11 protein-coding genes are annotated in these 12761 nt (G+C 62.8%); 4 read left to right on the top strand and 7 right to left on the bottom strand.

Going from position 1 to position 12761, the window contains the following annotated elements:
* Both NCG91_RS10505 and NCG91_RS10500 read right to left on the bottom strand, forming a co-directional pair.
* On the bottom strand, positions 1–513 hold the full coding sequence (locus NCG91_RS10505; protein WP_251349616.1) for a ClbS/DfsB family four-helix bundle protein: 513 nt from the start codon (positions 511–513) through the stop codon (positions 1–3).
* Positions 513–1157: an ArsR/SmtB family transcription factor gene (locus NCG91_RS10500; protein WP_251349615.1), complete on the bottom strand. Its 645-nt coding sequence runs from the start codon at positions 1155–1157 to the stop codon at positions 513–515. The genes NCG91_RS10505 and NCG91_RS10500 overlap by 1 nt, the downstream gene beginning before the upstream one ends.
* A gap of 59 nt (positions 1158–1216) precedes the next feature.
* On the opposite strand from NCG91_RS10500, the gene NCG91_RS10495 reads away from it, so the two are divergent.
* A complete protein-coding gene (locus NCG91_RS10495; protein WP_251349614.1) occupies positions 1217–1705 on the top strand; it encodes a DUF2938 domain-containing protein in 489 nt (162 codons plus the stop codon).
* Here the strand turns inward: NCG91_RS10495 and NCG91_RS10490 are convergent.
* Positions 1702–4131 (bottom strand): DUF3772 domain-containing protein, encoded by a 2430-nt coding sequence (locus NCG91_RS10490; protein ID WP_251349613.1) that lies wholly within the window; start codon positions 4129–4131, stop codon positions 1702–1704. The two genes, NCG91_RS10495 and NCG91_RS10490, sit on opposite strands and share 4 nt — an antisense overlap.
* 268 nt (positions 4132–4399) lie before the next feature.
* Here NCG91_RS10490 and NCG91_RS28010 point away from each other — a divergent pair, with 268 nt between their 5' ends.
* A complete protein-coding gene (locus NCG91_RS28010) occupies positions 4400–6079 on the top strand; it encodes a methyl-accepting chemotaxis protein (protein ID WP_285817093.1) in 1680 nt (559 codons plus the stop codon).
* Positions 6080–6191: 112 nt separating this feature from the next.
* On the opposite strand, the gene NCG91_RS10475 is transcribed toward NCG91_RS28010, so the two are convergent.
* The 3 genes from NCG91_RS10475 to msuE all read right to left on the bottom strand — a co-directional run bounded on the left by NCG91_RS10475 (position 6192) and on the right by msuE (position 8877).
* On the bottom strand, positions 6192–7220 hold the full coding sequence (locus tag NCG91_RS10475; RefSeq protein WP_099665969.1) for a methionine synthase: 1029 nt from the start codon (positions 7218–7220) through the stop codon (positions 6192–6194).
* 27 nt (positions 7221–7247) lie between these two features.
* The gene (locus tag NCG91_RS10470; protein ID WP_251349612.1) at positions 7248–8225 is read right to left on the bottom strand and encodes a DUF1852 domain-containing protein; all 978 of its coding nucleotides are present in this window, start codon (positions 8223–8225) and stop codon (positions 7248–7250) included.
* 70 nt (positions 8226–8295) lie between these two features.
* Entirely contained in the window at positions 8296–8877 is a 582-nt protein-coding gene (msuE, locus tag NCG91_RS10465) for an FMN reductase (RefSeq protein WP_251349608.1), read from the bottom strand.
* Between the two features lie 129 nt (positions 8878–9006).
* Here msuE and NCG91_RS10460 point away from each other — a divergent pair, with 129 nt between their 5' ends.
* Both NCG91_RS10460 and NCG91_RS10455 read left to right on the top strand, forming a co-directional pair.
* The gene (locus tag NCG91_RS10460; RefSeq protein WP_251349607.1) at positions 9007–9906 is read left to right on the top strand and encodes a LysR family transcriptional regulator; all 900 of its coding nucleotides are present in this window, start codon (positions 9007–9009) and stop codon (positions 9904–9906) included.
* Between the two features lie 13 nt (positions 9907–9919).
* Positions 9920–10804 carry a methylenetetrahydrofolate reductase gene (locus NCG91_RS10455; protein WP_251349605.1) on the top strand — a complete coding sequence of 295 codons (885 nt, stop codon included), beginning with the start codon at positions 9920–9922 and terminating at the stop codon, positions 10802–10804.
* Positions 10805–10841: 37 nt separating this feature from the next.
* Here the strand turns inward: NCG91_RS10455 and glmS are convergent, their stop codons facing one another.
* Positions 10842–12671, bottom strand: a complete 1830-nt coding sequence (gene glmS / locus NCG91_RS10450; protein WP_077398351.1) for a glutamine--fructose-6-phosphate transaminase (isomerizing) — start codon at positions 12669–12671, stop codon at positions 10842–10844.
* Positions 12672–12761 lie beyond the last annotated feature (90 nt).

Below are 12761 nucleotides of genomic sequence, written 5' to 3'. Positions count from 1 at the left end.
CTACAAGGTCTTGAGCCAGGCCCGCAAGCGCGTGCGCGCATTCGCATAGGGCGACGCCGTATTGAACTGGATCATGCGTCCCATCGTGTAATGCGTGTACCAGGGCTGGCCATACAATTGCGCATCGTCATGGCTTTCAATCAGCGCCAGCAGCTGATCTTTCGCCTGTGCCAGGCGCTGCAGCAAGTCGTCCATATTCAAGTCAGCATAGTCGGCATAGAAGCGCTGCGCCAGTTTTCCCAGAGCGTTCCACGTGAAACCTTCGGCGGGAAAGGCGATGTCCTCGATGCGTTTGCCGTCGCGCAGCTGCGCGTGCCAGTGCAAGACCAGCTCGTTCCAGCCGACCAGGTAGGCGAGCAAGTCGCACACGCTCATGCGCGTGCCCGCCACTTGCCCTTCCAGCACGGGTTCCCGCGCCAGCGTGGGCGGCACGCGCGCCAGTTCCTGCATCAACTTCGCATACGTGCTGTCGATGGCGGCTATCAGTGCCTGCTTGCTGTCCGGGATCGCCATCAGGCCGCCTTCACGACCGGCAAGCCGGCCGCCTGCCAATCGTCGTAGCCGCTGCCGAGACGGCGCGCATGCAAGCCGTGCTGGCGCAGGGCCGCCACCGCCTGCACGGACAGCACGCAATACGGGCCGCGGCAATACGCAGCGATCTCTGCGTTCGCCGGTAATTCGCCCAGGCGGCGCTGCAAGTCATCAAAGGGAATATTGACCGCGCCGGGCAAGTGGCCGGCCGCGAATTCCTGCGCCGGCCGCACGTCGAGCACGGTGATGCTGGCTTCGCGCATGCGTTCCAGCAACTCGTCGCCCGTGATCGCTTCCACGTGGTCACCCCGGCCCAGCGCCTGCAATTCGCTGCGCTGGTGCTGCGCATACACGTCCAGCGCGGCCAGCAGTTGCACGATGGGGCCGCTGCCCAGCCGGTACAGCACGCGCTTGCCGTCGCGCCGCGCCAGCACGAAACCGGCGCGCCGCAACTGCTGCAAATGCTGGGAGGTATTCGCCACGGACAGGCCCGTCAACTCCACCAATTGCTCCACCGCATACTCGCCGTGCACGATCTGCTCGAGCAGGCGCAGGCGCGGCGCGCTGCCTAAAATATGGGCAAACCCGGCGGAACCGGTGAGAAGTTCGATATCGGCATTTTTCATTGACACGATGCTAGCACCCTTATAACATTCAAGCAATCAATTGAATGTTAGGAGCGGCAATGCAAATACTCTGGCTCGATGCGCTGGCGATCGGCGCGGGCGCGACGGCGGTGATGGATGTGTGGGCGGTGGCGTTAAAACGCTTCTGGTGCATTCCCTCGCTGAACTTTGCGATGGTGGGGCGCTGGCTGGGCCATCTGCCGCGCGGCACCTTCACCCACGCCAACATCGCCCAGGCGGCGCCCGTGCGCGATGAAGCCATCCTGGGCTGGACGGCTCACTATGCGATCGGCGTGCTGTTTGCAGCCGTGCTGCTGGCGCTGGTAGGGGAGAAGTGGGTGCAAGCGCCGACCTTCGCGCCGGCCCTGCTGGCGGGCCTCGTCAGCGTGGCCGCGCCGTTTTGCATCTTGCAGCCGGGCATGGGCGCCGGCCTGGCCGCCAGCAAGACGCCGCATCCGACGGCCGCCCGCCTGCGCAGCCTGATGGCGCACACGGCGTTCGGCATCGGCCTGTACCTGGCAGCGCTGCTGTGGTCGACGGTCCGCTAGGACGTCAGCGGCGGCACGGGCGCGGGCGCCGGCGCGGCTGCCACCGCCGACATGGCCGGTGCCTCGGGCTGGGCCGGCACCGTGCTCAGCACCATCGTGCTGGGCTTGGCGATCGCGATATGCGCCGCGTCCAGGCGCTTGAGCAGTTCGAACAGCAGCGCGCTGCGGATGCCCGAGGTCAGACGCGGCGACGAGGCATAGCCGGTGGCGTTGAACAGCAACAAGCCATTGTCGATGCCGTCGAGCTGTACGCTGGGCGCCGGCGTGTCGAGCACGTCGGGATTGTCGACAAAGGTGGACAGGATCAGCGCGCGCGCCGCTTGCGCATCCGTGCCCAGCGGCAACGGCAGCTTGACTTGCACCAGGCCCAGCGGATTGGCCAGGGTGACGTTGCGCACCGTCTTGGTGATGAATTCCGAGTTCGGCACGATCACCGTCGAGCGGTCGCTCAGTTGAATTTCCGTGGCGCGCACGTTGATGCGGCGAATGTCGCCCTCCACACCGCCGAGTGACACCCAGTCGCCCACTTTCACCGGACGTTCGGCCAATAAAATCAGGCCGGAGACGAAGTTCTGCACCACCGCCTGCAAGCCAAAACCGATACCCACCGACAAGGCCGACGCCACCCACGCGATGCGTTCCAGGCCGATGCCGGCGGCCGACAGGGCCAGCGCCACGGCCAGCACGCCGCCGATGTAGCCAAACAGCGTGATGAACGACACTTGCATGCCGGAATCAAGGTTGGTGGTCGGCAAATAACTGTTTTGCAGCCAGCGCTTGAACAGGCCCAGCGCAACAAAACCGGCGAGCAGCACCAGCAGAGCCTGGATCAGCGCGGCAGGGCGGATCGCCACCTCGCCGATGGCCAGGCCATCCTGCAGCTTGCCGACCCGCTGGAACAGCTCGCCCGGCCCTTCGCCGAACGGCGCCAGCAGCAGCATCAGGGCCAGCAGCACGACGATGGCGCGGCCTATGCCCGACAGCAGCACGGCCGCCTGGTCGCGCGCCTTGGGCGTGGCCAGCACGGGGTTGGCCACATCCGGCGGCGGCGGGGTGGAAGCCAGCAGCATGCAGATATCGTCGACCAGCACCGTCAGCAGATAGGTGCTGCACAGCACCACGATGACCCAGGCGATTTGCTTGGCGACAAAGCTGCCGAACGCCACATAGCCGACCAGCAAGCTGATGACGCTGGACGCCAGCGCCAGCCACAGCAGCACCGTGACGCAGCGCAGCCACAGCGGCGTGACCAGGGTGGCGGGATCGGCCTCGCGCAACTGGCGCCAGCAGCGCTCGGCGCGCATCAAGCCGTAGGCGATAGTCGTGCTCATCACCAGGGCGACGATGCAGTTGACGGCCACGGCCGTCGACAGGCCCGCATTGATGACGATGGTGACCCGTTCCGTCGCCCACACGAGCACGACGATGAAGGAAAACATCGATGGGAAATTGCGCATGCGGTGCGCCAGCGCGTCGGGCAGGGGCAGCAAACGCCACGACACGCGCCGTGGCGACAGCAGCGCATGGCCCAGTCCCGCCGTAAAACCGGCAAAACAGATGATGCCGATCAAGCTGCTGAGAAAAGTCGAGGTTTTGTCCGACAGGCCGCCCTCCCAGCGCAAGCCCATGGCCAGCAATTCCGCCACCAGTCCCGGCGTGGCCAGCGCCAGCACCAGCACGGCCAGCGCATGCAAGGAGCGGCGCAAGCGGCCATGCGGCACGCGCGTGGCCGTCACCACCAGCAAGTAGCGCGAAGCCCAGACGCTGGCGCCGATCACGGCCACGATGGCGGCCAGCAAGCCGCCCCAGGCCGACCATGGCGTGGCGCTGGCCGCGTTCGCCAACTCCAGCTCCAGCGCCCGCAGGCGCTGCAAGTTCTGCGGCAATTCCGCATGCAGCTGTTTCCAGAAAGAACCAGCCAAAATCGACGCCGTGCGTTCGCCCAGGCGCGCCTGCAGCTGCGCGCGGCGCACGGTCGACACTTGCTCCGACGCCTGCGTCGCTTCCACGGCCAGCAAGCGCGCCAGTTTCACCTGCGCATCGAGCGCGCTGCTGGTGCGGTCCAGCTGGCTGCGCTGCGCCGCCACGTCGGGTGCATCTTTTACCCCCGCCGCCGGCTTGCCCAGCTCGGCCAGCCGCGCCTGCACGCTCGACAATGTCGGCGCGAGCGCGTCGGCCACCTTGTCCGCTTCGGTGCTGGCCGCCAGCGCATCGGCGCGCATCTGCGACAGGGTCGCATCATCGAGCTCAGCCTCGCCATCGAGCGCCTTCTGGATACCGGTGATCTGCTTGCGCAAGCCATCGAGACGCTGGTCGGCCGTGGCGGCGTCATCGACGGGCTGCGACCAGGCGGGCGGCGCGGATAGCGAGCACGCCAGCAGCAAGGCCAACAGGAAGGGGAAGAAACGGAGACGGAAAGAAGTCATGCGGACCTATGGCTGGAAATGAGAAAAACGGCCGGATTGGCAGCAGCGCCGGTCATGGCGTGCTGCCCGGCAGGTGCCTGCCAATATAGCTGAAAACGCGGGCAAGCCACAGGATCAGCGGAACTGGCGTGTGCCTCCAGGCGCGACTAGGCATATTGCCCTATGGAAATGTCATTCAAAAAGGTCTAGGATCGTCGTCCGCTTGGCGGCGCGGCACCCATCTGCACGCCGCCGACCTTTTCACCATTCCCTCCGTATTGAGACAGCCATGAAGTTTTTATCCAACCTGACCATCGGCACACGCCTCGCCACAGGCTTTGGCGCCATCGGCGCCATGCTGATCATCATCTCTTGCCTGGGCATCGCCATGCTGGGCAAGATCAACCAGGGCACCGGCCATATCGTGCATGACAGCATGCCGAAGATCGAGCTCGCCAACAGCGTGTCGGCCAACATCAACGACATCGCCATCGCGCTGCGCAATATGATGCTCAGCGCCGATCCGGCCGACCAGCGCAAGCAAACGGACGCCATCCTGGCCGCGCGCCAGGCGGCGGCCGGCAATCTCGGCAAGCTCGCCCGCATGCTCGATTCCGACCGAGAGCGCGCGTTGCTGGCCAAGATGAACGACGCCAACACCCGCTACGCGCAGGGGCAGGAAGCCTTGCTTGAACTGATCCGTAACGGCACGCCGGACGACAGCAGCGCCTACCTGTACGGCCAGCTGCGTCCCGTATTGCTCGTCTATAAACAGTTGATTGCTGAACAGATCAGCTTGCAAAATACCCTGGCCAACACGGCGGGCGACAACGCGAATGCCACCTATGCCAACACGCGTACCTTGCTGATCGGCATGTCGCTGGCGGCGCTAGCCATCGCGGCGGCGTTGGCGTATGGCATCACGCGCTCGATCACCGGCCCCGTCACCACGGCGCTGCAGGTGGCCAACACGGTGGCCGCTGGCGATTTGCGCAGCCAGATCACCGTGCAATCGAGCGATGAAATGGGGCAACTGTTGCAGGCGCTCAAGCGCATGAACGACAACCTGGCGCAAACGGTGGGCACGGTGCGCGTCGGCACGGAAACGATCGCCTCGGCCTCGTCCGAAGTGGCAGCGGGCAGCCTGGACCTGTCTGCGCGCACGGAGCAGCAAGCCAGCTCGCTGGAAGAGACGGCGTCGTCGATGGAAGAGCTGACCTCGACCGTCAAGCAGAATGCCGACAATGCGCGCCAGGCGCACGTGCTGGCCGACACGGCTTCCGGCGTGGCGCAGCGCGGCGGCGCCGTCATCGCGCAAGTGGTGGCGACCATGCGGCAAATCGATGCCTCGTCGAACAAGATCGCCGACATCATCGGCGTCATCGACGGCATCGCCTTCCAGACCAACATTCTGGCCTTGAACGCGGCCGTGGAAGCGGCGCGCGCGGGCGAACAGGGCCGCGGCTTTGCCGTCGTGGCCACGGAAGTGCGCAGCCTGGCGCACCGCTCGGCCGCCGCGGCCAAGGAAATCAAGACCCTGATCGACGACTCGACCCAAACCGTGGCGGCCGGCAGCGAGCTCGTGCACCAAGCGGGCGACACCATGAGCGACCTGGTCGACAGCGTGCGCCGCGTCACCGACATCATGGAAGAAATCACGTCCGCCAGCGCGGAACAGACGGCCGGCATCGAGCAAATCAACCAGGCCATCAGCGAGATGGACAACGTCACCCAGCAAAACGCGGCCCTGGTGGAAGAATCGGCGGCCGCGGCGGCGGCCATGCAGGAGCAGGCGGCTACCCTGGCGCAGGTGGTGAGCGCCTTCAAGCTGGAAGCCGGCGCACCGGCAAGCAAGCCGGCAATCGCCGCGACAACCGTACCGCGCCAGCAAGCCGTCGCCCTGCGCGTGCCGGCCGCCAAAAAAGCTGCACCGGCAGCAACGGCGTCATCCGACTGGGAAGAGTTCTAAGACAGCAACGCCACAGGTGCCTCTCGGCGCCTGTGGCGTCATGCAGCATGGGCTGCTTCCTGTTACGTGACCTGATCCATGTCAATCAACAATCCAGTTTGACACGGTGCGGCTAGGCCGAGAGTTCTCTGCGGATGATCTCCGCGCCGGCACTGAGCGCATTGAGCTTGCCTCTGGCTACGCGGCGCGACAAGGGCGCCATGCCGCAGTTGGTGCTCGGGTAGAGTTTGTCGGCATCGACAAACCGCAGCGCCTTGCGCAGGGTGTCGGCCACTTCTTCCGGCGTTTCAATGGCATTGTTTGCCACGTCGATGGCGCCGACCATCACTTTTTTACCGCGGATGAGTTCAATCAGATCGATGGGAACACGCGAGTTGTGGCATTCCAGCGAGATGATGTCTATATTCGATTGCTGCAGCTTGGGGAACGATTCCTCATATTGACGCCATTCGGAGCCCAGCGTATTTTTCCAGTCCGTATTGGCCTTGATGCCGTAGCCATAGCAAATATGCACGGCCGTTTCGCATTTGAGCCCTTCGATCGCCCGCTCCAGGGTGGCAATCCCCCAGTCATTGACCTCATCAAAGAAAACATTGAATGCCGGTTCGTCAAACTGGATGATGTCGACGCCGGCCGCCTCCAGTTCCCTGGCTTCCTGATTGAGGATCTTGGCAAATTCCCAGGCCAGTTTTTCGCGGCTCTTGTAGTGGCTGTCATACAGCGTATCGATCATCGTCATCGGGCCTGGCAGCGCCCATTTGATCGGCTGCGTGGTTTGCTGGCGTAAAAACCTGGCGTCGTCGACAAACACCGGTTTCGGGCGGCTCACGGCGCCAACGACGGTCGGCACGCTCGCATCGTAGCGGTCGCGGATTCTGACGGTCTCGCGTTTGTCAAAATCGACGCCGCTCAGATGCTCGATAAACGTGGTGACAAAATGCTGACGCGTCTGCTCGCCATCACTGACGATATCGATGCCCGCCTGCTGTTGCTCCTGCAGCGACAAACGCAAGGCATCCTGTTTGCCTTCGATTAATTCCTCGTCCTGTAATTTCCAGGGCGACCACAGCTTTTCAGGCTGCGCCAGCCAAGAAGGTTTGGGCAAGCTGCCGGCAGTTGAAGTAGGCAATAATTTTTTCATGATGATTGATGTCGTGTATTTGATTGATCAGAGAGCGTAATTGGCAGCCCATTGTTCCAGAATATGCTTGTACGGCTTGATGAAATGCTCTTCCGTATATTTTCCCTGCTTGACGGCCAGCTGGCTGCGCTCTTCGCGGTCATAGACAATTTGCGTCAGCGAATAATCCTGATTCTTCAGGCTAGGCTGATAAACTTTTCCCGCCGCTGAATTGGCATTGTAGATTTCGGGCCGATAAATCTTTTGAAACGTTTCCATCGTGCTGATGGTGCCGATCAGCTCAAGATTGCTGTAGTCGCCCAGCAGGTCGCCGATAAAATAGAAAGCCAGGGGGGCGGCACTGTTTGTCGGCATGAAATAGCGAACTTGCATCCCCATTTTTTCGAAATATTCATCCGTCGAGGAAAATTCATTTTGTTGATACTCGACGCCCAGGATGGGGTGCTGATTTTCAGTGCGCAGGTAGGTCTTGCTGCTCGAGGCGCTGATGCAGATGACGGGCGCCTTGTTGAAGTGTTCCTTGTAAGTATTTGACCTGACAAAGTGCTTGAACAGCTTGCCATGAAAATCGCCGAAATCCTCCGGTGCGCTGAATGCAGATTGATTGTTGTTGTGCTCTGGCAGCAACACGCTGAAGTCGTAATCGCGGACGTAAGAGGAGAAGTTATTTCCTGCAATGCCGGCGATGCGTTCGCCGGTTTTTTTGTCGATGATGGTCGGCTTTAATATCTCGATCAAGGGGATATTGCCGCCTTTGACATCAATATTCAATTCGACGGAAATGATTTCAAGCTCGACAGCGTAGCGGTCCGCCTTCGGGTTATCCCAATGCGCCAGGCTGTTGAAGCGGCTGTCGATCATTTTCAGGGTGTTGCGCAGGTTCTCCTGGCGGCTCGTTCCCCTGGCCAAATTGGCAAAGTTGGTCGTCAGGCGGGTATTGTCCGATGGATGATAGTTTTCATCGAAAATAATGCTTTTGATGCTGAATGCAAAATCTTTGCTCATGGTGATCTGGTGTCCTGAATTCTGCGAAAGAATGAATGGGGTAATAGCTTGGTGACCGTGGCGATGCGTATCAGGCTGCGACCACCTCTTCAGCGGTGACCGGGCTCGCATGGCGCGTCAATGCGATCAATGGCAATGCCCGTTGCACGGCCAGCGCGGCCCGCTGGATCAGGGCCTCGTCCTGCACGCGGTAGTCGACGAAATCCTTGTCGGTGGCATACACGCCCAGCGGCAATGTGCGCGTCTGGAAAAAGCTGAACAGCGGACGCAACTGGTGGTCGATCATCAGGGCATGGCGCTCGCTGCCGCCGGTCGCCGCCAGCAGGACGGGCTTGTCGATCAGGGCATCCTGATGAATGAAGTCGAAGAAATGCTTGAACAGTCCCGTGTAGGAGCCGCGGTAGACGGGCGTGGTCACCACCAGGATGTCGGCTTGCTCGACGGCAACAAGGTCGCGTTCCACCGTCTCGGGCAGGTGGGAGCGCCAGACCGCGCCGGCCAGCTGGGGTGCGAGCTGGCCCAGTTCGACCAGGCGTTGTTCGCACAGCACTTCCTCGGCGATCAGGTCCATCAGGTGCTCTGCCAGGGCGGCCGCCTTGGAAGGGCGTTGCAGCCCGCCGGAAACCGCGACTAAACGAAGTGGACGTGTCATGTTTGCTTTCATGTGGATGGATGCGCCAGGGCCGTAAAAGTGCAGGCAACAAGGGGATCGATGATAGCGGCGGGAATCGATGAAGTATAATGGTCTTATTTCATACATCCATGAACATGGCTCATCTCAATGCTTGAACGCATCCACCTCAGCATCGTCCAGCAGGTCGAGAAACAGGGGTCGCTGACGGCCGCCGCAGGCGTGCTGCACCTGACCCAGTCGGCCCTGAGCCACAGCATGAAGAAGCTGGAGCAGCAACTGGGCACCGACGTCTGGCTGCGCGAAGGGCGCAACCTGCGCCTGACGCAAGCCGGCCAGTATCTGCTGGCGGTGGCGAACCGGGTGCTGCCGCAACTGGACCTGGCCGAAGAACGCCTGGGCCAGTTCGCGCAGGGCGAGCGCGGCGCGCTGCGCATCGGCATGGAATGCCACCCTTGCTACCAGTGGCTGCTGAAGGTGGTGTCGCCGTATCTGGCCGCATGGCCCGACGTGGATGTGGACGTCAAACAGAAGTTCCAGTTCGGCGGAATCGGCGCGCTCTTCGGCTACGAGATCGACTTGCTCGTCACGCCCGATCCGCTGTACAAGCCGGGACTGACGTTCGAACCCGTGTTCGACTACGAGCAGGTGCTCGTCGTGGCCAAGGGCCATGCGCTGGCGGCGGCGGCCTATGTGCAGCCTCAGCAACTGACGCAGGAAGTGCTGATCAGCTACCCCGTGGACATCGAACGCCTGGATATCTATAACCAGTTCCTCTTGCCGGCCGGTGTCACGCCCAAGCGCCACAAAGCCATCGAAACCACCGACATCATGCTGCAAATGGTAGCCAGCGGCCGCGGCGTGGCCGCCCTGCCGCGCTGGCTGGTCGAGGAGTACGCAGCCAAGATGGACGTGGTGCCTGTGCGGCTGGGCGAGCGCGGCATCGCCAAGCAGATTTTCCTGGGAGCACGCGAGACGGACACCGCCATCGACTACGTGCGCGCCTTCATCGCACTGGCGCGCCAGCCTGCCAGCGCCAGTGCGCAGTGACCGCAGCGACGCCATGGGTCATCTCTTGATGCATCCCGCTCAGCTCGGGTCCGCCGGCAACATCACGCACGCCTATTCCCTGGAAGTCAGTGCCAAGGACATGCCGGCGTTGAGCGCGGCGGCGCCGCGGATAGCGCCCGCGTCCACCATTGCCATTCCCTACCTGCCACGCGAGGACAACGCCGCGCGGCTGGCCGCGGCCCACACCGTGCGCACGCTCGGCTTTGAACCCATGCCGCACCTGTCCGCGCGCCGTATTGCCTCGTTCGCCGGGTTTGAGTCATTCATCCAGCGCGCCGTCGCCGAAGCGGGCGTCGAGCGCTGCTTCGTGATCGCCGGCGATCCATCCACCGCGATGGGGCCGTTTTCCGACAGTGCCGCGCTGATCGACACAGGCGTGTTCGAGCGCGCAGGCATGAAGGTGATCGGCGTGGGTGGTCATCCGGAAGGCCATCCGGTCATGAGCACAGCCGAGCAGTGGGATGTGCTCGAACGCAAGTGCCGCAGCATCGCGCAGCGCGGCATGACGCCCTTGATCGTCACGCAGTTTGCGTTTGATGCCGATATCGTGTTGACGTGGCTCAAAGCGCTGCGCGAACGGGGCATTGAGCATCCCGTGCGCGTAGGCGTGCCGGGTCCCGCCAGCATCGCGGTGCTGGCCCGTTATGCCGCAGTGTGCGGCGTCAGTGCATGCGCCTCGATGTGGTCCAAGTACGGCGTGTCCATCGGCAAGCTGTTCGGCACGGCGGGGCCGGACCTGTTTGTCGAACGCCTGGCCGCCGGGCTGACAGCGGCACACGGCGAGGTCAGCCTGCATTTCTTTCCCTTCGGCGGCATCGCACAGTCCGTCAAGTGGATCGAGCAGTACCGTTCCCGCGCCAACCCGGCTCCTGGCTGACGAGCGCCTCGCCAGCGACAGGCGCCATCCGTCCTGCTTACTCCACCGTCACCGATTTGGCCAGATTGCGTGGCTTGTCCACATCCGTGCCGCGCGCCAGGGCCGTGTGGTAGGCCAGCAATTGCAGCGCGACCACGTGCAGGATCGGCGACAAATCGCCGTAGTGCTCGGGCAGGCGGATCACGTGCAAGCCTTCGCCGGAGCTGATGCGCGAATCGACGTCGGCGAAGACGTACAGCTGGCCGCCGCGGGCGCGCACTTCCTGCATGTTCGATTTCAGCTTTTCGATCAGGGCGTCGTTCGGCGCGATGGTGACGACCGGCATTTCATTCGTCACCAGGGCCAGCGGGCCGTGTTTCAGCTCGCCGGCCGGATACGCTTCGGCGTGGATATACGAAATTTCCTTCAGCTTCAAGGCGCCTTCCAGGGCGATCGGGTAATGCATGCCGCGGCCCAGGAAGAGGGCGTTTTCCTTGCGGGCGAATTCTTCCGACCAGGCGATGATTTGCGGCTCCAGCGCCAGCACGGAGGCGATGGCGACGGGCAGGTGACGCATGGCTTTCAGGTGCGCCGCTTCCTGTTCTTCGCTCAAGCGGCCATTGACTTGCGCCAGGCACAGGGTCAGCAGGAACAGGCCGGCCAGCTGCGTCGTAAACGCCTTGGTCGAGGCCACGCCCACTTCCACGCCGGCGCGCGTGATGTAGGCCAGCGCGCATTCGCGCACCATGGCGCTGGTGGCCACGTTGCAGATGGTCAAGGTGTGCTGCATGCCCAGGCTGCGCGCATGTTTCAGGGCGGCCAGGGTGTCGGCCGTTTCGCCGCTTTGCGAAATCGTCACCACCAGCGTGTTCGGGTGCGGCACGCTGTCGCGGTAGCGGTATTCGCTGGCCACTTCCACGCTGACGGGCACCTTGGCGATGGCTTCGATCCAGTACTTGGCCGTCATGCCCGCATACGAGCTGGTGCCGCAGGCGAGGATCAGCACGCGGTCGATCTGCTTGAAGATTTTATAGGCGTCGTCGCCGAACAGTTCCGGCATGATGCCTGTCACGCCTTCGAGCGTGTCGCCGATGGCGCGCGGCTGTTCAAAAATTTCCTTTTGCATGTAGTGACGGTACGGGCCCAGCTCGGCCGCGCCCGTGTGGGCATGCACGGTCTTCACTTCGCGCTCGACGGGCTTGCCATCGACGTCGACGATCCAGCAGCGCGACAGTTGCAGGTCGACCACGTCGCCTTCTTCCAGGTAAATGATCTGGTCCGTCGTGCCGGCCAGCGCCATGGCGTCGGAGGCAACAAAGTTTTCACCATTGCCCAGGCCGACGATCAGGGGCGAGCCCTGGCGCGCGGCGACCACGCGGTGCGGCTCGTCGCGGCAAAAGACGGCGATCGCATACGCGCCGTCCAGGCGTTTCACGGCCTGCTGCACGGTTTCAAACAAATCGCCGTTGTACATGTGCTCGACCAGGTGGGCGATCACTTCCGTATCCGTCTGGCTCTGGAAGACGTAACCCAAGGCCGTCAGTTCGGCGCGCAGTTCGTCGTGGTTTTCGATGATGCCGTTGTGCACCAGCGCCACGCGGGCGTTCTCTTCCGTCGGAGAGAAGTGCGGGTGGGCATTGAAGGAGACAGGGGCGCCATGCGTGGCCCAGCGCGTGTGGGCGATGCCCGTGAAACCGCTCAAGCCTTCTTCGGCGATCTGCTTTTCCAGCTCGGCCACGCGCGAGGTGGAGCGCGAACGCTGCAAACGGCCATCCGCGTGCAGGGCGATGCCGCAGGAATCGTAGCCGCGGTATTCCAGGCGCTTCAAGCCTTCGAGCAGGATGGGAGTGATATTACGTTGCGCTACCGCGCCGACGATGCCGCACATGGAAACCTCTGTCTAAAATTTAATCAATGCAAGCATGCTAATGCAGAGTGAATGAAATATGCTTTCTAAATCTGTACATTTTTGACTGAA

Origin of the sequence: Janthinobacterium kumbetense (assembly GCF_023703445.1) — a bacterium.
Taxonomy (GTDB): domain Bacteria; phylum Pseudomonadota; class Gammaproteobacteria; order Burkholderiales; family Burkholderiaceae_D; genus Janthinobacterium; species Janthinobacterium kumbetense.
This window is presented reverse-complemented; position numbering and strand designations above follow the sequence as displayed.

What these genes read in the sequence shown, in the direction of transcription:
- NCG91_RS10505 (WP_251349616.1), bottom strand. Translation starts at nt 513, where the DNA reads ATGGCGATCCCGGACAGCAAGCAGGCACTGATAGCCGCCATCGACAGC.
- NCG91_RS10500 (WP_251349615.1), bottom strand. Translation starts at nt 1,157, where the DNA reads ATGAAAAATGCCGATATCGAACTTCTCACCGGTTCCGCCGGGTTTGCC.
- NCG91_RS10495 (WP_251349614.1), top strand. Translation starts at nt 1,217, where the DNA reads ATGCAAATACTCTGGCTCGATGCGCTGGCGATCGGCGCGGGCGCGACG.
- NCG91_RS10490 (WP_251349613.1), bottom strand. Translation starts at nt 4,131, where the DNA reads ATGACTTCTTTCCGTCTCCGTTTCTTCCCCTTCCTGTTGGCCTTGCTG.
- NCG91_RS28010 (WP_285817093.1), top strand. Translation starts at nt 4,400, where the DNA reads ATGAAGTTTTTATCCAACCTGACCATCGGCACACGCCTCGCCACAGGC.
- NCG91_RS10475 (WP_099665969.1), bottom strand. Translation starts at nt 7,220, where the DNA reads ATGAAAAAATTATTGCCTACTTCAACTGCCGGCAGCTTGCCCAAACCT.
- NCG91_RS10470 (WP_251349612.1), bottom strand. Translation starts at nt 8,225, where the DNA reads ATGAGCAAAGATTTTGCATTCAGCATCAAAAGCATTATTTTCGATGAA.
- msuE (WP_251349608.1), bottom strand. Translation starts at nt 8,877, where the DNA reads ATGACACGTCCACTTCGTTTAGTCGCGGTTTCCGGCGGGCTGCAACGC.
- NCG91_RS10460 (WP_251349607.1), top strand. Translation starts at nt 9,007, where the DNA reads ATGCTTGAACGCATCCACCTCAGCATCGTCCAGCAGGTCGAGAAACAG.
- NCG91_RS10455 (WP_251349605.1), top strand. Translation starts at nt 9,920, where the DNA reads ATGGGTCATCTCTTGATGCATCCCGCTCAGCTCGGGTCCGCCGGCAAC.
- glmS (WP_077398351.1), bottom strand. Translation starts at nt 12,671, where the DNA reads ATGTGCGGCATCGTCGGCGCGGTAGCGCAACGTAATATCACTCCCATC.